This window comes from Kitasatospora sp. YST-16, assembly GCF_026802215.1.
Classification (GTDB): Bacteria; Actinomycetota; Actinomycetes; order Streptomycetales; family Streptomycetaceae; genus Kitasatospora; species Kitasatospora cineracea.
Genome location: NZ_CP113837.1, coordinates 987,777 through 1,008,199, shown reverse-complemented (window position 1 = coordinate 1,008,199; position 20,423 = coordinate 987,777). Strand labels below are relative to the sequence as shown.

The window sequence follows — 20,423 nt, the reverse complement described above, 5'->3', positions numbered from 1 at the left end:
AGGATCAGGGAACGGTGTCGAGCTGCGCCGCGTAGGGCATCGAGGACTGGGCGCCGAGCCCGGTGACGGCCAGCGAGGCCGCCCGGACGGCGCGGGCCGCGGCCGCGGGCAGGTCGGCGCCGCGGGCGAGCGCGTCGGCGAGGGCGCCGCAGAAGGTGTCGCCGGCGCCGACGGTGTCGACGGCGTCCACCACCGGGGCGGGCAGGTGGACGGCCGGGCGGCCCGGCTGCTTGATCAGCGCCCCGTCCGCGCCGAGCGTGACCACCACGGCCCCGCACGGCAGGTCGGCGCGCTCCAGCAGTGCGCGGGCGGCGGCGAGGCCGGAGGCCGGTTCGGCGCCGAGCAGCGCGGCCAGCTCGCCCAGGTTGGGCACCAGGACGTCGACGGCGGCCAGCACGGCGGGGGCGACCGGACGGGCCGGGGCCGGGTTGAGGACGACCGTGCCGCCCTGCTCCCGGGCCCGCAGCACCGCGGCGGCCACCACCTCGGCGGCCACCTCGTGCTGGACCAGCACCACCTCGCCGGGCGTGCGGGCCAGCCACTGCGGCAGGTCCTCGACCGACAGGACGGCGTTGGCGCCCGCGTTGACCACGATGGTGTTCTCGCCGGCCCGGTCGACCACCACCGAGGCGATCCCGGTGCCGGCGTCCGGCGCGGTCAGCACCGCGTCCAGGTCGACGCCCTCGGCGGCCAGCACCCGCCGGATCGGCTCGCCGTCCGCCCCGACCCGGGCCACCAGGCGCACCTGCGAGCCGAGCCGGGCGGCCGCGACGGCCTGGTTGGCGCCCTTGCCGCCGACGCCCTCGACGAAGCCCCGCGCGAGCACGGTCTCGCCGGGCCGCGGCAGGTCCTCGACGGTCAGGACGAGGTCGCGGTTGACCGAACCGACGACGGTGATGGACGGCATCTGGGACTCCTCGGGAGCCGTGGGAGATCGATCTCCCACACTGTGGACCAGCACTCACGAGGCGTCAAGTACCCTCGTGCTGCGCATTGCGCCAGCTCAGGCCCGCCAGGGTGGCGCCTGCCGGAACGAGACCCGGCCGACACCGTTCCGAGACCGGGAACGCGCCGCGCAGCCCGCGCACCGCTTCCGAGACCGCTTCCGACACCGTTCCCGAGACCGTTCCCGAGACCGCTCCGACCGGGGAGGACCCCCACGTGACAGCGCCCCGACTCCTCGACGTGGCCGCGGCCGCCGGCGTCTCCCGCGCCACCGCCTCGCGCGTCCTGGCCGGCACCCCGCGCAACGTCGACCCCGACCTGGCCCGCCGCGTCGAGGAGGCCGCCCAGCGCCTGGGCTACCGCACCAACCACTCCGCGCGGGCGCTGCGCACCGGCACCACCGGCACCGTCGGCGTGGTCGTCCCCTCGCTCGCCAACCCGTACTTCGTCCAGCTCGCCGACGCCCTCGCCCAGCGGGTCCGGGCCGCCGGCGGCCAGCTGGTCGTCTCCGACGCGGCCAACTCGCCCGCCATCGAGGCCGAACAGATCGAGACCCTGCTCAGCGGACGCGTCGACGGACTGCTGGTCGTCCCGGTCTCCGCCGCGGCCTCCGGCGCCGCCGTCCGGGCCGCCGCCGAACGCGCCCCCGTCGTGCTGTTCGACCGCTGGGCGCACGGCTCCGGCACCGTCGCCGTCACCCTCGACAACGCCGCCGCGATGCGCCTGCTGCTCGGCCACCTGGACGCCCTCGGCCGCCGCCGGATCGCGCTGGTCGCCGCCGACCAGGCGTCCTCCTCCGGTGCCGAACGCCTCGCCGCGTTCACCGCCGCCCGCGGCGCCGACGCCACCACCGTCCTGCTGCCCAGCTTCACCACCGACGCCGGCCGCACCGCCGGCCGCCGGATCGCCGAACGCCGCGCCGAGGTCGACGCCGTCGTCTGCGGCGCGGACGTCCTCGCCGTCGGCCTGGTCAGCACCCTGCAGCGCTCGGCGGTCTCCGTCCCCGGCGAGATCGCCGTCACCGGCTTCGACGACACCGAGATACTCGAACTCCTCGACCCCCCGATCACCTCCATCCGCCACCCGCTCACCGACATGGCCGAACGCGCCCTCACCCTCCTCCAGGGCCCGGCCACCGACCGCGCCGAGAACGTCGAACGCTTCGCCCCGCAACTCGTCGTCCGCGCCTCCACGGACGCGGACGCGGGCGCCTGACGGCCCGTCAGATCTGCTCCCCGGAGCGGGACTTCGATCGATCCGCGCCGACCGGGCGCCGCACACCGCCCGGTCCGGGCGCCCCGGGCGGGCGACTCCGGTGCCGTGACAGCGAGTTGACGGCGCGACGGCAGCGGGGCGGCGCAGGCTGGACGGCATGGCAGAACTCCTCGCACCCGTCCCCGGCGGCACCCCCGCCACCGCCCTCCTCGACGACGGCGCCGGGCCGCCGCTGCTGCTGGTGCACGGCAGTGCCGGCAGCCCCGCGGACTGGGACGGTGTGCTGCGCGGGCTGGGCGGCTTCCGGACCGCCCGGGTCCGCCGGCGGCGCTACCTGCCGGGGCCGGGGCCGGTTCCCGCCCACCCGGTGGCGGTCGAGGCGGCCGACGTCCTGGCGGTGGCCGCGCTGCTCGACCGGCCCCCGCTGCTGGTCGGGCACTCCTCGGGGGCGACCGTCGCGCTGGAGGCCGCCGCGGCCCGGCCGGCGACCTTCGCCGGGCTGGTGCTGTACGAGCCGCCGCTGCCGGTGGACGGCCCGGTCGGCGGTGGGGCGTCCCGGCGGGCCCGGGCGGCGCTGGCGGCGGGCGACCGGGCCGGGGCGATGCGGATCCACCTGGGCGAGAACGCCGGGATGCCGCCCGCGCTGCTCGAAGCCGTGTTCGCCGACCCCGCGGAGCGCGAGCGGCTGGCCGCCGGGGCGGACGCCCAGTTCGCCGACCTCGACGCCATCGACGCCCTCGGCCCCGGCACCGACCGCTACCGCCACCTCGCGCTGCCCGTCACCCTGCTGGAGGGCGCCGACAGCCCCCGACACCTCCGGCACACCCTCACCGCCCTCGCGGCCGCCCTCCCCGACGCCCGCCGGGTCACCCTCCCCGGCCAGGGCCACACCGCCCACGTCACCGGCCCGCACCTGCTCGCCGCCGAGATCCGCGCCGCCGCGCAGCGGGCGTTCGCCTGACGCGGTGCGGCGCGGTGCGGTGCGGTGCGCTGCGGCGCGTTCGCAGGTTCGGGCCCGCACCGCCGCGCCTTCATCCGACCCGGCGTCAACTCACCTCCACCGCAGGGAAGTCGGCTCACGCCACCGACGGTCGGCGCGGATCCAGCGGCTCGATCCCGTGTCCGTCGAAGAGCCGCTCCAGCGCCTCGTGGCCGTGCGCGCGCCGGAACGCCGCTTCGGTGGCCGTGATCGGGAGCAGCCACAGGACGCGGGCGTGCCCGCCGTCCGGCAGCGGGCAGTGCTCCAGTTCCGGGCCGTGCAGGTAGGGCAGGCTGACCAGCAGGTGGTCGCAGGCGGAGCCGGGCAGCCACGGCTCGCCGATCGGCAGGCTGTGCTCCACGTCCAACCGGTGGGCGGCGTGGTAGGAGGCGACCATGCCGAGCAGTTCGGCGAAGCGCGGGTCGTCCGCCGCTCCGCACAGCACGAACTCCACCGCCCCGCACCCGGCCGTCAGGTACGACCACCCGCCGCCGCGCGGCCCCGGCCCGGCCGCGAGGATCCGGAGCCCGGAGCCCGGGGCGGGGGTGGTGGAGCGGACGGGGTGGCCGGCGAAGAAGGCGCGGACGTGCGACTCCACGGCCGCGGCGGAGGTGTGGTCGGGCATGCCCGCGATGCTCGCACCCGCCCGGGCCGGGGCGCTGCCCGGGTGCGCGTCAGTCGGTGTGCTGCGGGGAGAACCGGTTGATGTGGGCCTGGAGTTGCAGCCAGGTGGGGTCGCCGGGGGAGGAGTCGGTGACCTCGGCCAGCTTCTCGCGGTCCCAGTCCTGCTCGCCGTCGGTGAAGTCCAGGTGGTGGTCGAGGTCGCCGTCGGCGGGGACGTCCCCGGTGCCGGCCAGGAACGCCGCCGCGTCCGCTGCCGCCGTGGCGGCCGGGGCCGGGGGCTCGCCCCCGGTGGGCGCGGTCAGCAGGGTGAGGCTGCCGTCCTCCCGGGCGACCAGCAGCTCGCCGGCGGCGGTCGAGGTCAGCGCGGTGACCGCCGCCCCGTCCGGGTTCCCTTGCTCGACGGCCTCCCGGGCCTCCAGGTCGAGTTCGACCAGGGTGCCGCCGGGGGTGCCGATCCACAGCACGCCGGGCTGCGGGCCGAAGGCGAGGTTCTGGCGCGGCCACTCCTCGTCCCGGGCCAGGTCGGTGTGCAGGACCTTGCGCAGCGAGGGGAAGGCGAAGACGTCCAGCGTTTCGAGGTAGGCGTTGCCGCGCAGGGCGAGGTACCGCCCGTCGGGGCTGAACAGCGGGGTGCCGTAGCCGTCGACGTCCAGGACCAGGGCCCGCCGCTGCTGCCGCATCGCCCCGCCCTCGCCGTCGGGGCGGGCGAACACGCAGAAGGTGGCGCCCTGGTCGCTGACCAGGGTGGCGACCAGCTCGCCGGAGGGGTGCACGCCGACGCCGGTGTCCCACCAGCGGGCGGGGGAGGCGGCGCCGGTGGCGGGGTCGAGGACCGCCGAGGCGTCGTCGCCGTCGATCGCGGAGACCCACAGGGCGCGGCCGTCGGGGCTGTGGGCGAGCGCCTCGCAGTTCTCGGGGGCGGGCAGCGGCTCGGCCCGGCCGTCGGGGGTCCAGCGGCGCAGCAGGCCCTCGTCGACGACGGTCAGCAGGGGTTCGTGCGGGTGCCAGGCGATCGGGGGCAGCCAGTGGTCGCCCCAGCCGCTGGTGAAGACCGCGACCTCGAAGGAGGCGAGTTCGCGCAGCCGCCCGCCGGAGCAGTCCCAGATCCGGACGCGCGAGCGGTCGGCCTCCTCGTCGGTGCTGATCCCGGCGGCCAGCGGGAGGCGGGGGTGGCAGGCCAGCAGTTCCACCGGGAGGCCGTCCCCGGTCAACAGGTGCGCCGCTGTGGCGAGATCGGTCATGGCCCGCACCCTAGGAGGTGGGGAGGACAGCGCCCGAACTGGCCGCATCCTTGCATGATTTTGCTAGCCTGCGTATATTCATGCTGGGCTTCAGGAGGGAACGCCATGGTATTGCGAGTAGCCGTCGCCGGAGCGAGCGGATACGCGGGCGGTGAGGTGCTGCGCCTGCTGCAGGCGCACCCCGAGGTGGAGATCGGCGCGCTGACCGGGGGCTCCAACGCGGGGCAGCCCTTCGGCGCGCTCCAGCCGCACCTGATCGGCCTGGCCGACCGGGTGCTGGAGCCGACCAACCCGCAGACGCTGGCCGGGCACGACATCGTCTTCCTTGGCCTGCCGCACGGCCAGTCCGCCGAGCTCGCCGCCCAGCTCGGCGAGGACGTCCTGGTGGTCGACCTGGGCGCCGACCACCGGCTGAAGTCCGCGGCCGACTGGGAGCAGTTCTACGGCTCCCCGCACGCCGGGACGTGGCCCTACGGCCTGCCCGAGCTGCCCGGCCACCGCGAGGCGCTGCGCGGCAGCAAGCGGATCGCCGTCCCCGGCTGCTACCCGACCGCCGTCACGCTCGCCATGTACCCGATGTACGCCGCGGGCCTGGCCGAGCCGGAGGCGGTGATCACCGCCGCGTCCGGCACCTCCGGCGCGGGCAAGGCCGCCAAGACCCACCTGCTGGGCAGCGAGGTGATGGGCTCGATGAGCCCGTACGGCGTCGGCGGCGGCCACCGGCACACCCCGGAGATGGCGCAGAACCTGACCCCGGTCGCGGGCGAGCCGGTCACCGTCTCCTTCACGCCCACCCTGGCGCCGATGCCGCGCGGCATCCTCGCCACCTGCTCGGCCAAGGCGAAGCCCGGCACCACCGCCGCCGAGCTGCGGGCCGCGTACGAGAAGGCGTACGGCGCCGAGCCGTTCGTCCACCTGCTGCCCGAGGGCCAGTGGCCGCACACCTCGTCCGTGTACGGCTCGAACGCGGCCGTGCTGCAGGTCGTGCTGGACGAGCACGCCGGGCGGATCATCGCGATCAGCGCGATCGACAACCTGGTGAAGGGCACCGCGGGCGGCGCGGTGCAGAGCATGAACATCGCCCTCGGCCTCCCCGAGGAGCTCGGCCTCCCGCTGAACGGAGTCGCACCGTGACCACCCAGGACCAGAACACCGGCAACGTCGGCGTCACCGCGGCCAAGGGCTTCCGCGCGGCGGGCGTCACCGCGGGCATCAAGGCGTCCGGCACCCCGGACCTCGCGCTGGTCGTCAACGACGGCCCGCGGCACGCCGCCGCCGGCGTGTTCACCTCCAACCGGGTGCACGCCGCGCCGGTCAAGTGGTCGCGCCAGGTGCTGAACGACGGCGAGCTCGCCGCCGTGATCCTCAACTCCGGCGGCGCCAACGCCTGCACCGGCCCCGAGGGCTTCCAGGACACCCACGCCACCGCCGAGAAGGTCGCTGCCGAACTCGGCATCGGCGCCATCGAGGTCGCGGTCTGCTCCACCGGCCTGATCGGCGTCCGGCTGCCGATGGACAAGCTGCTGCCCGGCGTCGAACTCGCGGTGGAGGCCCTCAGCGACACCGGCGGCGAGAGCGCCGCGATCGCCATCAAGACCACCGACACCGTGCACAAGACCGCCCAGGTCACCGCCCCGGCGGGCTGGACGGTCGGCGGCATGGCCAAGGGCGCGGGCATGCTCGCCCCCGGCCTGGCCACCATGCTGGTCGTGGTCACCACCGACGCCGTGGTCGACTCCGCCGCCCTGGACGCCGCGCTGCGCGACGCCACCCGCACCACCTTCGACCGGGTCGACTCCGACGGCTGCATGTCCACCAACGACACCGTGCTGCTGCTCGCCTCCGGCGCCTCCGAAGTCGCCCCCGAGCAGGCCGAGTTCGCCGAGGCGGTGCGCACCGTCTGCGCCGACCTGGCCCGCCAGCTGATCGGCGACGCCGAGGGCGCCTCCAAGGACATCCGGATCGACGTCGTCAACGCCGCCACCGAGGACGAGGCCGTCGACGTCGCCCGCACGATCTCCCGCAGCAACCTGCTCAAGTGCGCCATCCACGGCGAGGACCCCAACTGGGGCCGGGTGCTGTCCGCGATCGGCACCACCTCCGCCGCCTTCGACCCGGACCGGCTGGACGTCGCCATCAACGGCGTCTGGGTGTGCCGCGACGGCGGCGTCGGCGAGGACCGCGACCTGGTCTCGATGAAGGACCGCGAGGTCGTCATCACCGCCGACCTGAAGGCCGGTCAGGCCACGGCCAGCATCTGGACCAACGACCTGACCGCCGAGTACGTGCACGAGAACAGCGCCTACTCCAGCTGACCCCAGGGGGGACGACCCACCGCCATGCAGATCGCACCCAAGGGCGAACAGGCCCGCAGCAACGCCGCCCTGCCCAAGGCCCGCACCCTGATCGAGGCGCTGCCCTGGCTGGAGCGCTTCCACGGCAAGACCGTGGTCATCAAGTTCGGCGGCAACGCCATGGTCGACGAGGACCTCAAGGCCGCGTTCGCCCAGGACGTCGTCTTCCTGCGCTACGCCGGCCTGCACCCCGTCGTCGTGCACGGCGGCGGCCCGCAGATCAGCGCCCAGCTCGACAAGCTCGGCCTGGAGTCCTCGTTCACGGCCGGCCTGCGGGTCACCACCCCCGAGACCATGGACGTGGTCCGGATGGTGCTCGCCGGGCAGGTCCAGCGCGAACTGGTCGGCCTGCTCAACACCCACGGCCCGTTCGCCGTCGGCATGACCGGCGAGGACGCCCACACCATGACCGCCGCCAAGCGCTACGCCGTGGTCGACGGCGAGCAGGTCGACATCGGCCTGGTCGGCGACATCGTCAACATCGAGGCCGGCGCCGTGAAGGCGCTGATCGCCGACGGCCGGATCCCGGTGATCTCCTCGATCGCCCGGGGCACCGACGGCCACGTCTACAACATCAACGCCGACACCGCCGCCGCCGCGATGGCGGTCGCGCTCGGCGCCGAGATGCTGGTCGTGCTCACCGACGTCGAGGGCCTCTACAAGGACTGGCCGAACTCCGACGACGTGATCAGCCAGCTGAACGCCAGCGAGCTGGAGGAGATGCTCCCCACCCTGGCCACCGGCATGCTCCCCAAGATGGAGGGCTGCCTGCGCGCCGTCCGCTCCGGCGTGGGCACCGCCCGCGTCCTGGACGGCCGGGTCCAGCACAGCCTGCTGCTGGAGATCTTCACCGACGAGGGCATCGGCACCATGGTCGTGCCGGACGACGAGAGCACCGTACTGGGGGGCCTGGCATGAGCAACGAGAGCGTCATCGAGCGGTACGAGCACACGCTGATGCACAACTACGGCACCCCGCGGATCCCGCTGGTCCGTGGCGAGGGCGCGTTCCTCTGGGACGCCGACGGCAAGCGGTACCTCGACCTGGTCGGAGGCATCGCCGTCAACGCGCTGGGCACCGCCCACCCCGCGATCGTCGAGGCCGTCACGCAGCAGATCACCACCCTGGGCCACGTCTCCAACCTGTTCATGGCCGAGCCGACGATCCGGCTCGCCGAGAAGCTGGTCGAGCTGAGCGGCCGTCCGGGCCGGGTGTTCTTCTGCAACTCCGGCGCCGAGGCCAACGAGGCCGCCTTCAAGATCTCCCGGCTGACCGGCCGGACCCACCTGGTTTCGCTCCAGGGCGCCTTCCACGGCCGGACGATGGGCGCGCTCGCGCTCACCGCCCAGCCCGCCAAGCAGGACCCGTTCAAGCCGCTGCCCGGCGACGTCACGTACGTCCCGTTCGGCGACGTCGAGGCCCTGCGGGCGGCCGTCACCACCGAGACCGCCGCGGTCTTCCTGGAGCCGATCCAGGGCGAGAACGGCGCCATCCCGCTCCCGGCCGGCTACCTGAAGGCCGCCCGCGAGATCACCCGCGCCACCGGCACCCTGCTGGTCCTGGACGAGATCCAGACCGGCATCGGCCGCACCGGCCACTGGTTCGCCCACCAGGCCGAGGAGGGCGTCGACCCCGACCTCGTCACCCTCGCGAAGGGCCTCGGCGGCGGCCTGCCGATCGGCGCCGTGCTCGCCTTCGGCGACGCCGCCGAACTCCTGACGGCCGGCCAGCACGGCACCACCTTCGGCGGCAACCCCGTGGTCGCCGCCGCCGGCCTCGCCGTGCTGGACACCATCGAGCAGCAGGGCCTGCTGGAGCACGCCACCAAGCTCGGCGAGCGGCTGCGCACCGGCATCGAGGCGATCGGCGACCCGCTGGTCGACCACGTCCGGGGCAAGGGCCTGCTGCTGGGCATCGTGCTCACCGCGCCGGTCGCCGCCAAGGTGCAGGCCGCCGCCCAGGAGGCCGGCTTCCTGGTCAACGCCGCCGTCGCGGACGCCGTCCGGCTGGTCCCGCCGCTGGTGCTCACCGAGGAGCAGGCCGACGCCTTCCTCGCGGCGCTGCCCGCGATCCTCCGAACGGTCCGCGAAGCCGCCCCCGACGCGAACAGCTGAGCGTCCTTCAGGAGAATCATCAGTTATGACCGCACCCCGCCCCGAGCACACGACCCCCGCCACCGGCCCCACGCCGCAGGTCCCGCAGACCCGCACCGCGCGCCACCGGCGGATCGTGGACCTGCTGACCCGTCAGCCCGTCCGCTCGCAGAGCCAGCTCGCCAAGCTGCTCGCCGACGACGGACTCGTGGTCACCCAGGCCACCCTCTCCCGGGACCTGGACGAGCTCGGAGCGGTGAAGATCCGCAACCGGGACGGCGCGCTCATCTACGCCGTCCCGGCCGAGGGCGGGGACCGCACCCCCCGCGCTCCCATGGGCGAGTCCGCCAGCGAGGCCCGGATGGCCCGGCTGGCGGGCGAGCTGATGGTCTCCGCCACCGCCTCCGGCAACCTGGTGGTGCTGCGCACCCCGCCGGGCGCGGCCCAGTTCCTGGCCTCGGCGATCGACACCGCCGAGGTGTTCGAGATCCTCGGCACCATCGCGGGCGACGACACGGTGCTGCTGATCAGCCGCGACGCGGCCGGCGGGCAGGCGCTCGCCGACCACCTGATGCAACTCGCCCAGGCCAAGTCGCAGTAGTTGCGGGCCGTTCCGAACGCGCTGTGCGGTACTGGTTTGTGGACTCATACGCGGTGGTGCATACTTATGCCTAACGCCGCATGGAACCTGTGTTTGTGAATGGAGATAGCCGTGACCGATCGCGTCGTACTCGCCTACTCGGGCGGTCTGGACACGTCCGTCTGCATCGGCTGGATCGCCGAGGAGACCGGCGCCGAGGTCATCGCCGTCGCGGTCGACGTCGGCCAGGGCGGCGAGGACCTGGACGTCATCCGCCAGCGCGCGCTCGACTGCGGCGCCGTCGAGGCCGAGGTCGCCGACGCCCGCGACGAGTTCGCCGACGAGTACTGCCTGCCGGCCCTCAAGGCCAACGCGCTGTACCAGGGCCAGTACCCGCTGGTCTCCGCGCTCTCCCGCCCGGTGATCGTCAAGCACCTGGTCGCCGCCGCGCAGAAGCACGGCGCCACCACCGTCGCCCACGGCTGCACCGGCAAGGGCAACGACCAGGTCCGCTTCGAGGTCGGCATCCAGTCGCTGGCCCCGAACCTGAAGTGCATCGCCCCGGTCCGCGACTACGCGATGACCCGCGACAAGGCGATCGCCTTCGCCGAGGCCAAGAACCTCCCGATCGTCACCACCAAGAAGAACCCGTACTCGATCGACCAGAACGTCTTCGGCCGCGCCGTCGAGACCGGCTTCCTCGAGGACATCTGGAACGCCCCGATCGAGGACGTCTACGAGTACACCCAGAACCCGGCCACCCCGCGCGAGGCCGACGAGGTCGTCATCACCTTCGAGGCCGGCGTCCCGGTCGCGATCGACGGCCGCAAGGTCTCCGTGCTCCAGGCCATCGAGGAGCTGAACAAGCGGGCCGGCGCCCAGGGCATCGGCCGCCTCGACATGGTCGAGGACCGCCTGGTCGGCATCAAGTCCCGCGAGATCTACGAGGCCCCCGGCGCGATCGCCCTGATCACCGCCCACCAGGCCCTGGAGAACGTCACCGTCGAGCGCGAACTCGCCCGCTACAAGCGGCAGGTCGAGCAGCGCTGGGCCGAGCTGGTCTACGACGGCCTGTGGTTCTCCCCGCTCAAGCGCGCCCTGGACGGCTTCGTCAACGAGGCCAACCAGCACGTCTCCGGCGAGATCCGGATGGTCCTGCACGGCGGCCGCGCCGTGGTCAACGGCCGCAAGTCGGAGAAGTCGCTGTACGACTTCAACCTCGCCACCTACGACACCGGCGACACCTTCGACCAGTCCATGTCCAAGGGCTTCATCGAGATCTTCGGCATGTCCTCGAAGATCGCCGCCCGCCGCGACCTGGCCTGATCCACCGTCAGTACCCGCCCCGGCCGCACCCCGCGGCCGGGGCACTGTCACAGCCCCCGAAGGAGCCCACGCGATGACCGCCGACCAGCCCGCAGACGTCCGCCTCTGGGGCGCGCGCTTCGCCGACGGCCCCTCCGAGGCCCTCGCCAAGCTCTCCGCCTCCGTCCACTTCGACTGGCGGCTCGCCCCCTACGACATCGCCGGCTCCAAGGCCCACGCCCGGGTCCTGCACCAGGCCGGCCTGCTCAGCGACGAGGAACTGTCCGGCATGCTCGCCGGGCTGGACCAACTGCTCGCCGACGTCGAGTCCGGCGCGTTCGTCGGCACCGTCGCCGACGAGGACGTGCACACCGCCCTGGAGCGCGGCCTGCTGGAGCGCCTCGGCCCCGACCTGGGCGGCAAGCTCCGGGCCGGGCGCTCGCGCAACGACCAGATCGCCACCCTGTTCCGGATGTACCTGCGCGACCACGGCAAGGCCATCGGCGCCCTGGTCCTCGACCTCCAGCACGCCCTGGTCGGCCTCGCCGAGGCCCACCCGGACACCGCGATGCCCGGCCGCACCCACCTCCAGCACGCCCAGCCGGTGCTGTTCGCCCACCACGTGCTCGCCCACGTCCAGGCCCTCGGCCGGGACGCCGAGCGGCTGCGCCAGTGGGACGCCCGCACCGCCGTCTCCCCCTACGGCTCCGGCGCGCTGGCCGGCTCCTCGCTCGGCCTCGACCCGCAGGCCGTCGCCGCGGACCTCGGCTTCGAGCGCGGCTCGGTGGGCAACTCGATCGACGGCACCGCCTCGCGCGACTTCGTCGCCGAGTTCGCCTTCGTCACCGCGATGATCGGCATCAACCTCTCGCGGATCGCGGAGGAGATCATCATCTGGAACACCAAGGAGTTCGGCTTCATCACGCTGCACGACGCCTTCTCCACCGGGTCGTCGATCATGCCGCAGAAGAAGAACCCCGACATCGCCGAGCTCGCCCGCGGCAAGTCCGGCCGCCTGATCGGCAACCTGACCGGCCTGCTGGCCACCCTCAAGGCGCTGCCGCTCGCGTACAACCGCGACCTCCAGGAGGACAAGGAGCCGGTCTTCGACTCCTGCGACACCCTGGAGGTCCTGCTGCCCGCCTTCACCGGCATGATCGCCACCCTGACCGTGCACCGCGAGCGGCTGGAGGAGCTGGCCCCGGCCGGCTTCTCGCTCGCCACCGACATCGCCGAGTGGCTGGTCAAGCAGGGCGTCCCGTTCCGGGTCGCGCACGAGGTGGCCGGCGCCTGCGTCAAGGTCTGCGAGGCCGAGGGCATCGAGCTCTCCGACCTGACGGACGCCCAGTTCGCCGGGATCTCCCCGCACCTGACCCCCGAGGTCCGCAGCGTGCTGTCGGTCCACGGCGCGATCGCCTCCCGCAGCGGCCGCGGCGGCACTGCCCCCTCGGCCGTCGCCGTCCAGCTCGCCGAGATCAAGGAGGACCTGGCCACCCAGCAGTCCTGGCTGGCCTGAGCCCCCGCCGCCCGCCGTTCCCCGGGCCCCGGCCCGCTCTCCGGCCTACGCTGGATCCATGTCCAAAGCAGCCGCCGCGCTCGCCGAGGGGTTCCGGGGCGACATCGTGGTGCCCGGGGACGCGGACTACGACGCGGCCCGGGCGGTGTGGAACGGGGCGGTGGACCGCCGGCCCGAGGTGATCGCCCGGTGCACCGGCGCCGCGGACGTGCTGCAGGCCGTCGCGGTGGCCCGGGAGCACGGCCTGCACGTCGCGGTGCGCGGCGCGGGCCACAGCCTGGCCGGGCTCGGCACCTGCGACGGAGGGATGCTGGTCGACCTGTCGCGGCTGACGGGCGTCCGGGTCGACCCGTCCCGCCGGCTCGCCCGGGCCCAGCCGGGGGCGACCTGGGGGGCGTTCGACCACGAGACGCAGGCGTTCGACCTGGCGACCACCGGCTCGCCCTACTCGGGCTCCGGCGTCGCGGGGACGACGCTCGGCGGCGGCCTCGGCTGGCTGGCCCGGTCGTACGGCCTGACCTGCGACAACCTGGTGGAGGCGGACGTGGTGACCGCCGACGGGCGGCTGCTGACGGTGAGCGCGGCGGCGCACCCGGAGCTGTTCGCGGGGCTGCGCGGGGGCGGCGGCAACTTCGGGGTGGTGACCTCCTTCACCTACCGGCTGCACCGGGTCGGGCCGCACGTGCTGTGCGGGGCGGTGTACGTGCCGGTCGAGCTGCTGGCGCCGACCCTGGCCGCGGTGCGGGACTTCATGGCGGCCGCGCCGGACGGCCTGACGGTGATGGTGGAGTTCGGGCGGCCGCGCGGCATGCCGCAGCTGCCGGCCCGGACCGTGCTGCGGATCGGCCTGTGCTGGTCGGGCCGGGCCGACCGGGGCCGGGAGGCGGTGGCGCCGCTGCGCGCGCTGCCGGGCGTGGTCGCGGACACCGTGCAGACCCGCCCGTACCCGCTGTGGCAGAAGATGCTGGACGTGGACCGGGGGCCGGGCGCCGGGAACGTCGGCCGCTCGGAGTTCCTGTCGGTGCTGGACGGGACGGCGATCGACCGGCTGGCCGCCCAGGTGGAGGCGCTGCCGGGCCCGTCGGCCCAGCTGCAACTGGCGTTCCTGGGCGGGGCGGTGGCCCGGGTCGGCCCGGAGGACACCGCCTACACGTACCGGACGGCCCCCTACCTGCTGAGCGCGGTGGCGCGCTGGACGGACGGCCCGGCGGAGCCGCACGCGGCCTGGGTGCGGCGCTGCTGGGAGGAGATGCGGCCGTTCTCCTCCGGCGGGGCGTACGTCAACCTGATGGGCGCCGAGGGGCAGGGCCGGGTGGTGGAGGCGTACGGGCTGGCGAAGTACGAGCGGCTGGTGGCGCTGAAGGACCGGTACGACCCGGCGAACCTGTTCCGCGTCAACCAGAACGTCCGGCCGAGCGGGTGAGCGGGCCGCCCGCGCGGGCGTGACGCTCGCCACGTCGGACGTCGGGAAGGTTGAGAACAGCTGGCGGCTGGGTAGAGCGGTGGCGAACGTCTCTCTTGACGGTCGCCCGGCTGCCCGGATACTGAGCGTGAGCGTGTCAGTTCCGGCTGTCCGGGCCACCGTCCGGCGGGGCGCGTCGCGCTTTTCCCGGGCCGGGCAGATCCCCGTCCGGGCACACCTCGGACAAGAACCGGTGCCAGACCCTCACTCGCACGCGCCGGGCACTTAACGATGGAGGCCCCCGCACATGGGCATGAGTGTGATCATCGCAGCGGCACGACCGGAAGAGGCGGAGCAGATCCTCAAGCTCCAATACCTCAGCTACCAGAGCGAGGCGGAGCTGTACAGCGACTGGACGCTGGAGCCGCTGACCCAGACCCTGGAGAGCCTGCGGGCCGAGCTGTCCGAGCACCGGTTCCTGGTGGCCCGGCTCGGCGACGAGGTGGTGGGCAGCGTCCGCGGCTGGGTGGACGCCGACGGCGTCGGCCGGATCGGCCGGCTGGTGGTGCACCCGCGGATGCAGCGGCACGGCCTGGGCCGCCGCCTGCTGGAGGGTCTGGAGGCGCAGCTGGCCGAGGACGGCGCCACGGGCGGCTTCGAGCTGTTCACCGGCCACCGCAGCCTGGGCAACCTGCGGCTGTACCGCAAGCTCGGCTACCGCGAGACCGAGGTGCGCGAGGTCTCCCGCCGGCTGTCGATCGTGACGCTGGCCAAGCCGGTGGCGACCACCCTGGCCGCCTGAGCGCGACCGTCCAGCCCGCGGCGCCCGACCCGAACGAGGGGTCGGGCGCCGCGGGGCTTGTGCCGCAAGGGTCGTGTCCGCAATGCGGACAGCGCGTCCCGGGAATTGGGACGTAGACCAAATGTCTGATTTACTGGGTTCCATGACCACGACGACGACATGCATCCCCACCGGCGCGACGCCGGCAGGTGAGTCGCGCATGTGCGGCCGTCGAATGTGTCGCCGCTGAGGGCCTGCGCCCGGCGCCCGCTGACGCCCCGTCCGCTGATGACTCGTTAGGGCCACGCCCACGGGCGGCCCGGCCGGCCGGCGGACATGATCGGAACGAAGCCGGCAGCCCCATCTTCCCGGGCACCCGCGTGCCCGTCCCGCCACTGGCGCGGACGTCCCCACGGCCGTCCGCCGACGAACACGGAAGCAGCTGTGATCACCACCAAGGGCCTGACCAAGGTCTACCGCTCGGGAGACCGCGAGGTCCGGGCACTGGACGACGTCGACCTGCACGTGCGGCAGGGCGAGGTGTTCGGGGTCGTCGGCACCAGCGGCGCCGGCAAGTCCACCCTGATCCGGTGCGTCAACCTGCTGGAGCGGCCCACCTCCGGCACCGTCACCGTCGACGGCCTGGAACTGACCGCGCTGTCCGGCGGCCGCGAGCGCGCCGGACGCGAACTGCGCGAGGCCCGGCAGCGGATCGGCATGGTGTTCCAGCACTTCAACCTGCTGTCCTCGCGCACCGTCCAGCAGAACGTCGAACTCCCGCTGGAGATCATCGGCCTGGACCGGCGCGAACGCCGCCGCAAGGCCGCCGAACTGCTCGACCTGGTCGGCCTGGCCGACAAGGCCCGGCAGTACCCCGACCAGCTGTCCGGCGGCCAGAAGCAGCGCGTCGGCATCGCCCGCGCCCTGGCCGGCGACCCCAAGGTGCTGCTCTCCGACGAGGCCACCAGCGCCCTCGACCCGGAGACCACCCGCTCCATCCTCAAACTGCTGCGCGAACTCAACCAGCAGCTCGGCCTGACCGTCCTGCTGATCACCCACGAGATGGACGTCATCAAGTCGGTCTGCGACTCGGCCGCCCTGATGCGCGGCGGCCGGGTGGTCGAGAGCGGCCGGCTCACCGACCTGCTCGCCGACGGCCACTCCCGGATCGCCCGGGACCTCTTCCCGCTCGGCGACCTCGGCATCCGCACCGCGACACCGGAGGAGGGCGAGCACACCGTCCTGGAGATCACCTTCCAGGGCGACGCGCCCGCCCAGCCGTTCGTCTCCCAGCTGGCCCGCACCTACCAGATCGACATCAACATCCTCGGCGCGGCCGTCGAGACCATCGCCGGCCGCCTGGTCGGCCGGATGCGGGTCGAACTGCCCGGCAGCCACACCGACAACGTGGTGCCGATCGGCTACCTGCGCCAACAGGGACTCCAGGTGGACGTCCTCGACCCGTCGAACGGAGCGGCCGCATGACCTGGGACCAGATGCAGGAACTGCTGTGGCCCGCCACCCGGGAGACCCTCGGCATGGTCGGCATCGCCGGACTCGCCACCCTGGTGATCGGCCTGCCGATCGGGCTGCTGCTGGTCCTCACCGACAAGGGCGGCCTGCTGCAGAACCTCGCGGTCAGCCGGGTGCTCGGCGCGGTCGTCAACATCGGGCGCTCCATCCCGTTCGTCATCCTGATCGTCGCGGTGATCCCGTTCACCAAGCTGCTCATGGGCACCTCGCTCGGCTGGCAGGCCGCCAGCGTGCCGCTGGCGATCGGCGCGATCCCGTTCTTCGCCCGGCTGGTGGAGACCTCCGTGCGCGAGGTGGACGGCGGCCTGGTCGAGGCGCTCAAGTCGATGGGCGCGAGCACCGGCACCATCGTCCGCAAGACCCTGCTGCCCGAGGCGCTGCCCTCGCTGGTCGCCTCCGCCACCACCACGGTGATCGCGCTGATCGGCTACTCCGCGATGGCCGGCACGGTCGGCGGCGGCGGACTCGGCGACCTCGCCATCCGCTACGGCTACCAGCGCTTCGAGACCACCTTCATGTGGGTGATCGTCGCCGAACTCGTGATCATCGTCACCGCGATCCAGCTGCTCGGCGACCTCGCCGCCCGGCGGCTCTCGCACCGCGGCGACTACCGCAGCCCGCTCAGCTTCTTCCGCTCCGCCACGGCGAAGCCGGAGGACACCGAGGAGGACCTGCTCTCCTCGCACTGACTCCCCGTCCCGCACCACCGGACGGGCACCCCGGCCCCACCAGGGCCGTTCGCACCCCGCAGAAAGGCACTTTTCGTGCGTAACGTTCTGAAGACCACCGCCCTGACCGCCACCGCCGCCGGCCTCGCGCTCACCCTCGCCGCCTGCTCCTCGGGCTCCTCCGGCTCCGGCGCCTCCGCCGACCCGAACAAGCCCCTGGTGGTCGCCGCCAGCCCCACCCCGCACGCGCAGATCCTCAAGTTCGTGCAGGACAACCTGGCGGCCAAGGCCGGGCTCAAGCTGGACATCAAGGAGGTCAGCGACTACGTGACCCCCAACACCTCGGTCCAGGACGGCTCCGCGGACGCGAACTACTTCCAGCACCAGCCCTACCTCGACGACTTCAACAAGAAGAACGGCACCGACATCGTCTCCGTCGAGGCCGTCCACCTGGAGCCGCTCGGCGTCTACTCCAAGAAGGTCAAGAGCGTCGCCGAGCTCAAGGACGGCGCCCAGGTCGCCGTCCCCAGCGACGCCACCAACGAGGGCCGGGCGCTCAAGCTGCTCGCCGACAACAACGTCATCACCCTCAAGTCCGGCGCCGGCACCACCGCCACCGTCCAGGACATCTCCGGCAACCCGAAGAACCTCAAGTTCAAGGAGCTGGAGGCGGCCCAGCTGCCGCGCGCCCTCGACGACGTCGACGCCGCCGTCATCAACGGCAACTACGCGCTGGGCGCCAACCTCAAGCCCGCCACCGACGCGCTGGTGCTGGAGAAGGCCGAGGGCAACCCCTACGCCAACATCCTCGCCGTCAAGAAGGGCCACGAGAGCGACCCGCGGGTGCAGAAGCTCGCCGAGCTGCTGCACTCCGCCGAGGTGAAGAAGTACATCGACGACACCTTCCAGGGCGCCGTCATCCCGGCGTTCTGACCGACCCGTTGACACCGCGGTGCCCCCGGCCTCCCCGCCGGGGGCACCGTGCTGACGAGCCGTGAGGTACGGAGCGGGTACGCTGGCACGCCCGACGAAGGGCGGGGCGTACGGTGTGTCCACGACCCGGCGAGGAGAGACGGCATGGTTGCGAACTTCCCCGAGACAGCCATCAGCACCGAACGGCTGCTGCTGCGCGCCCTTGAGGAGCAGGACGCCCCCGGACTGGCCGCCATGCTCGACGACGAACTCGTCCAGACCTGGACCGGCCACCCCCGCCCCTACCGCCCGGCCGACGCGCACGAGCTGATCACCCGTCGGGCGCCCGAGCGGCGCGCCCGGGGGCGCGGAATCGTTTTCGCCGTCACCGAACACCTCACCCAGCGCCTCGTCGGCCTGCTCGAACTCGACCGCACCGACTGGCACCTGCGCGCCACCGAGGTCCGCTTCGTCACCGCCCCCTGGGCCCGCGGCGAGGGCTACGCGCCCGAGGCCGTCCTCGGCACCGCCCAGTGGCTGTTCGAGGACCGCGGCTTCCAGCGCCTCGAACTGCGCACCGCCGCCGGCAACACCGCCGCCCAGCAGGTCGCCCAGAAGACCGGCGCGATCAGCGAGGGCGTGCTGCGCAACGCCGCCATAGTCCGCGGCGGCGAATGGGGCCCCGGGCCCGAGGAGCACACCGACCTGATCGTGTGGAGCCTGCTCCCCGAGGACCTCGACCCGCCCGAACCCGCCCACCCCGACGACCGCTACCACGCGCTGCGGCACTGAAACCCGTCCCCCGCGGAGCCCGCACGTCCGTACGCCCGTTGTTCACGCCCCGGCGCGCGCCTCGGCTCCGCACCACCCCGGACAGGCGGTAGCCTCTGCCCCAGGGGCGCGCCCGCGGCGCACCCCACCAGGGGCGGAACACGGCATGAGGGAGAGCGGCCGCAGATGGCTGACCGGATCACGGTCATCGGGTGGGACGGCACCCCACTGACCCAGGCCGCCGCCGGCGCACTCGCCGGAGCCACCCTGGTCGCCGGGGCGGGCTACCAGCTCGACGCCCTCCCCGTCCCCGAACGCGCCGAACGCATCGGCCTCGCCGACCTGCGGGCCGCCGCCCGGAGGATCGCCGACCACCGCGGCACCGCCGTCGTCGTCGCCGAGGGCGACCCCGGCTTCTTCGGCGTCGTGCGCACCCTGCGCCGCCCCGAGTACGGCCTCGAACTCGAAGTCCTGCCCGCCGTCTCCTCGGTGGCCACCGCCTTCGCCCGGGCCGGCATGGCCTGGGAGGACGCCCAGGTGGTCTCCGCGCACGGCGGACGGCTGCGCCGCGCCGCCAACGTCTGCCGCGCCCACCCCAAGGTCGCCGTCCTCACCACCGGCGGCGCCGGCCCCAGCGAACTCGCCCTGATGCTGCGCGGCGTCCCCCGCACCTTCGTGGTCTGCGAGGCCCTCGGCACCTCCGAGGAGGACGTCACCGTCCTCACCTCCGAACGCGTCCCCGACCACGACTGGCGCGACCCCTCCGTCGTCCTGGTGATCGGCAACGTCCCGCCCGCCGAGGCCGCCTCCGGCTGGCTGGCCGGCCGCCCGCTCGACCACCCCGGCCCGCAGCGCGGCTGGGCGCTCCCCAACCGGGCGTACGCCGGAGCGGACGCCGACGCCCGGCGCCCCCGCGCACTCCCGCCGCACGTCCGCGCGCTGGCCCTGGCCCGGCTCGCCCCCGCGCCCGGCGACCTGCTGTGGACCGTCGGCGCCGGGGACGGCGCGCTCGCCGTCGAGGCCGCCCGGTTCGGCGCCGCCGTGGTCGCCGTCGAGACCGAACCCGCCGACTGCGCCCGGATCTCCGCCAACGCCCGCAAGGCCGGCGTCGAGGTCGAGACCGCCGCCGGCACCGGCCCCGAAGTCCTCGGCGCCCTCCCCGAACCCGACGCCGTCGCCGTCGAGCAGGGCGGCCCCGCCATGGTCCGCGCCGTCGCCGCCCGCAAGCCCGGCCGCGTGGTCGCCGTCGCCCGCACCCTCGCCGAAGCCGGCGAGACCCGCCGGATCCTGGACGCCGCCAGCTACCGCACCGACGGCCTGCTGCTCCAGTCCGCCCCCCTGCGCGCCGAACAGGCCGCCGGCGCCGGACCCTCCTTCGGACGCGGCGACTACACCCTGCTGATCTGGGGCGAACCGCACGACTGACCCCCGCGGACACCCCGTGGACACCCCCGCGGACGGTCGGCCCCCGGCGGTACGGTGATCCCCGTCGCATCCGGACAGG

At 73.9% G+C, this 20,423-nt stretch carries 19 protein-coding genes; 16 read left to right on the top strand and 3 right to left on the bottom strand.

The genetic code is table 11. The features are described from left to right. Nucleotides 1–4: 4 nt before the first annotated feature. The gene (locus OU787_RS04665; protein ID WP_268658623.1) at nt 5–907 is read right to left on the bottom strand and encodes a ribokinase; all 903 of its coding nucleotides are present in this window, start codon (nt 905–907) and stop codon (nt 5–7) included. Nucleotides 908–1,161: 254 nt separating this feature from the next. Here OU787_RS04665 and OU787_RS04660 point away from each other — a divergent pair, with 254 nt between their 5' ends. Both OU787_RS04660 and OU787_RS04655 read left to right on the top strand, forming a co-directional pair. After that, on the top strand, nt 1,162–2,160 hold the full coding sequence (locus tag OU787_RS04660) for a LacI family DNA-binding transcriptional regulator (RefSeq protein WP_268658622.1): 999 nt from the start codon (nt 1,162–1,164) through the stop codon (nt 2,158–2,160). A 157-nt stretch (nt 2,161–2,317) separates the two neighbouring features. Beyond that, nucleotides 2,318–3,121 (top strand): alpha/beta fold hydrolase, encoded by an 804-nt coding sequence (locus OU787_RS04655; protein WP_268658621.1) that lies wholly within the window; start codon nt 2,318–2,320, stop codon nt 3,119–3,121. 115 nt (nt 3,122–3,236) lie between these two features. On the opposite strand, the gene OU787_RS04650 is transcribed toward OU787_RS04655, so the two are convergent. Next, nucleotides 3,237–3,764 carry a suppressor of fused domain protein gene (locus tag OU787_RS04650; RefSeq protein ID WP_268658620.1) on the bottom strand — a complete coding sequence of 176 codons (528 nt, stop codon included), beginning with the start codon at nt 3,762–3,764 and terminating at the stop codon, nt 3,237–3,239. A gap of 49 nt (nt 3,765–3,813) precedes the next feature. Further along, nucleotides 3,814–5,004 (bottom strand): hypothetical protein, encoded by a 1,191-nt coding sequence (locus tag OU787_RS04645; protein WP_268658619.1) that lies wholly within the window; start codon nt 5,002–5,004, stop codon nt 3,814–3,816. A 105-nt stretch (nt 5,005–5,109) separates the two neighbouring features. Here OU787_RS04645 and argC point away from each other — a divergent pair, with 105 nt between their 5' ends. The 14 genes from argC to cbiE all read left to right on the top strand — a co-directional run bounded on the left by argC (nt 5,110) and on the right by cbiE (nt 20,344). Beyond that, entirely contained in the window at nt 5,110–6,138 is a 1,029-nt protein-coding gene (gene argC / locus OU787_RS04640; protein ID WP_030462898.1) for an N-acetyl-gamma-glutamyl-phosphate reductase, read from the top strand. Continuing rightward, nucleotides 6,135–7,319: a bifunctional glutamate N-acetyltransferase/amino-acid acetyltransferase ArgJ gene (gene argJ / locus OU787_RS04635; protein ID WP_268658618.1), complete on the top strand. Its 1,185-nt coding sequence runs from the start codon at nt 6,135–6,137 to the stop codon at nt 7,317–7,319. Before argC ends, argJ begins: the two co-directional genes overlap by 4 nt. Nucleotides 7,320–7,343: 24 nt before the next feature. Further along, entirely contained in the window at nt 7,344–8,276 is a 933-nt protein-coding gene (argB, locus tag OU787_RS04630) for an acetylglutamate kinase (RefSeq protein ID WP_030462900.1), read from the top strand. After that, complete coding sequence (locus OU787_RS04625) at nt 8,273–9,472, top strand: acetylornithine transaminase (protein WP_268658617.1); 1,200 nt, start codon at nt 8,273–8,275, stop codon at nt 9,470–9,472. Before argB ends, OU787_RS04625 begins: the two co-directional genes overlap by 4 nt. A gap of 25 nt (nt 9,473–9,497) precedes the next feature. Next, nucleotides 9,498–10,052 carry an arginine repressor gene (locus OU787_RS04620; RefSeq protein WP_030462902.1) on the top strand — a complete coding sequence of 185 codons (555 nt, stop codon included), beginning with the start codon at nt 9,498–9,500 and terminating at the stop codon, nt 10,050–10,052. Between the two features lie 111 nt (nt 10,053–10,163). Then, entirely contained in the window at nt 10,164–11,357 is a 1,194-nt protein-coding gene (locus tag OU787_RS04615; protein ID WP_030462903.1) for an argininosuccinate synthase, read from the top strand. 73 nt (nt 11,358–11,430) lie between these two features. Further along, nucleotides 11,431–12,852 carry an argininosuccinate lyase gene (gene argH / locus OU787_RS04610; RefSeq protein WP_268658616.1) on the top strand — a complete coding sequence of 474 codons (1,422 nt, stop codon included), beginning with the start codon at nt 11,431–11,433 and terminating at the stop codon, nt 12,850–12,852. Nucleotides 12,853–12,910: 58 nt separating this feature from the next. Then, nucleotides 12,911–14,275 (top strand): FAD-binding oxidoreductase, encoded by a 1,365-nt coding sequence (locus OU787_RS04605; protein ID WP_268658615.1) that lies wholly within the window; start codon nt 12,911–12,913, stop codon nt 14,273–14,275. A gap of 286 nt (nt 14,276–14,561) precedes the next feature. After that, nucleotides 14,562–15,056: a GNAT family N-acetyltransferase gene (locus OU787_RS04600; RefSeq protein ID WP_030462906.1), complete on the top strand. Its 495-nt coding sequence runs from the start codon at nt 14,562–14,564 to the stop codon at nt 15,054–15,056. Nucleotides 15,057–15,479: 423 nt separating this feature from the next. After that, nucleotides 15,480–16,520, top strand: a complete 1,041-nt coding sequence (locus OU787_RS04595; protein WP_030462907.1) for a methionine ABC transporter ATP-binding protein — start codon at nt 15,480–15,482, stop codon at nt 16,518–16,520. After that, a complete protein-coding gene (locus OU787_RS04590; protein WP_030462908.1) occupies nt 16,517–17,257 on the top strand; it encodes a methionine ABC transporter permease in 741 nt (246 codons plus the stop codon). The genes OU787_RS04595 and OU787_RS04590 overlap by 4 nt, the downstream gene beginning before the upstream one ends. A 75-nt stretch (nt 17,258–17,332) precedes the next feature. After that, the gene (locus OU787_RS04585) at nt 17,333–18,169 is read left to right on the top strand and encodes a MetQ/NlpA family ABC transporter substrate-binding protein (RefSeq protein WP_030462909.1); all 837 of its coding nucleotides are present in this window, start codon (nt 17,333–17,335) and stop codon (nt 18,167–18,169) included. Between the two features lie 144 nt (nt 18,170–18,313). Further along, nucleotides 18,314–18,940 carry a GNAT family N-acetyltransferase gene (locus tag OU787_RS04580; protein WP_030462910.1) on the top strand — a complete coding sequence of 209 codons (627 nt, stop codon included), beginning with the start codon at nt 18,314–18,316 and terminating at the stop codon, nt 18,938–18,940. Between the two features lie 165 nt (nt 18,941–19,105). After that, nucleotides 19,106–20,344, top strand: a complete 1,239-nt coding sequence (gene cbiE / locus OU787_RS04575) for a precorrin-6y C5,15-methyltransferase (decarboxylating) subunit CbiE (RefSeq protein WP_268658614.1) — start codon at nt 19,106–19,108, stop codon at nt 20,342–20,344. Nucleotides 20,345–20,423: the final 79 nt, after the last annotated feature.

Bases quoted from the DNA above. Each gene is read 5' to 3' on its own strand.
- OU787_RS04665 (WP_268658623.1), bottom strand. From the start codon at position 907: ATGCCGTCCATCACCGTCGTCGGTTCGGTCAACCGCGACCTCGTCCTG.
- OU787_RS04655 (WP_268658621.1), top strand. From the start codon at position 2,318: ATGGCAGAACTCCTCGCACCCGTCCCCGGCGGCACCCCCGCCACCGCC.
- OU787_RS04650 (WP_268658620.1), bottom strand. From the start codon at position 3,764: ATGCCCGACCACACCTCCGCCGCGGCCGTGGAGTCGCACGTCCGCGCC.
- OU787_RS04645 (WP_268658619.1), bottom strand. From the start codon at position 5,004: ATGACCGATCTCGCCACAGCGGCGCACCTGTTGACCGGGGACGGCCTC.
- argC (WP_030462898.1), top strand. From the start codon at position 5,110: ATGGTATTGCGAGTAGCCGTCGCCGGAGCGAGCGGATACGCGGGCGGT.
- argB (WP_030462900.1), top strand. From the start codon at position 7,344: ATGCAGATCGCACCCAAGGGCGAACAGGCCCGCAGCAACGCCGCCCTG.
- OU787_RS04625 (WP_268658617.1), top strand. From the start codon at position 8,273: ATGAGCAACGAGAGCGTCATCGAGCGGTACGAGCACACGCTGATGCAC.
- OU787_RS04620 (WP_030462902.1), top strand. From the start codon at position 9,498: ATGACCGCACCCCGCCCCGAGCACACGACCCCCGCCACCGGCCCCACG.
- argH (WP_268658616.1), top strand. From the start codon at position 11,431: ATGACCGCCGACCAGCCCGCAGACGTCCGCCTCTGGGGCGCGCGCTTC.
- OU787_RS04605 (WP_268658615.1), top strand. From the start codon at position 12,911: ATGTCCAAAGCAGCCGCCGCGCTCGCCGAGGGGTTCCGGGGCGACATC.
- OU787_RS04600 (WP_030462906.1), top strand. From the start codon at position 14,562: ATGGGCATGAGTGTGATCATCGCAGCGGCACGACCGGAAGAGGCGGAG.
- OU787_RS04590 (WP_030462908.1), top strand. From the start codon at position 16,517: ATGACCTGGGACCAGATGCAGGAACTGCTGTGGCCCGCCACCCGGGAG.
- OU787_RS04580 (WP_030462910.1), top strand. From the start codon at position 18,314: ATGGTTGCGAACTTCCCCGAGACAGCCATCAGCACCGAACGGCTGCTG.
- cbiE (WP_268658614.1), top strand. From the start codon at position 19,106: ATGGCTGACCGGATCACGGTCATCGGGTGGGACGGCACCCCACTGACC.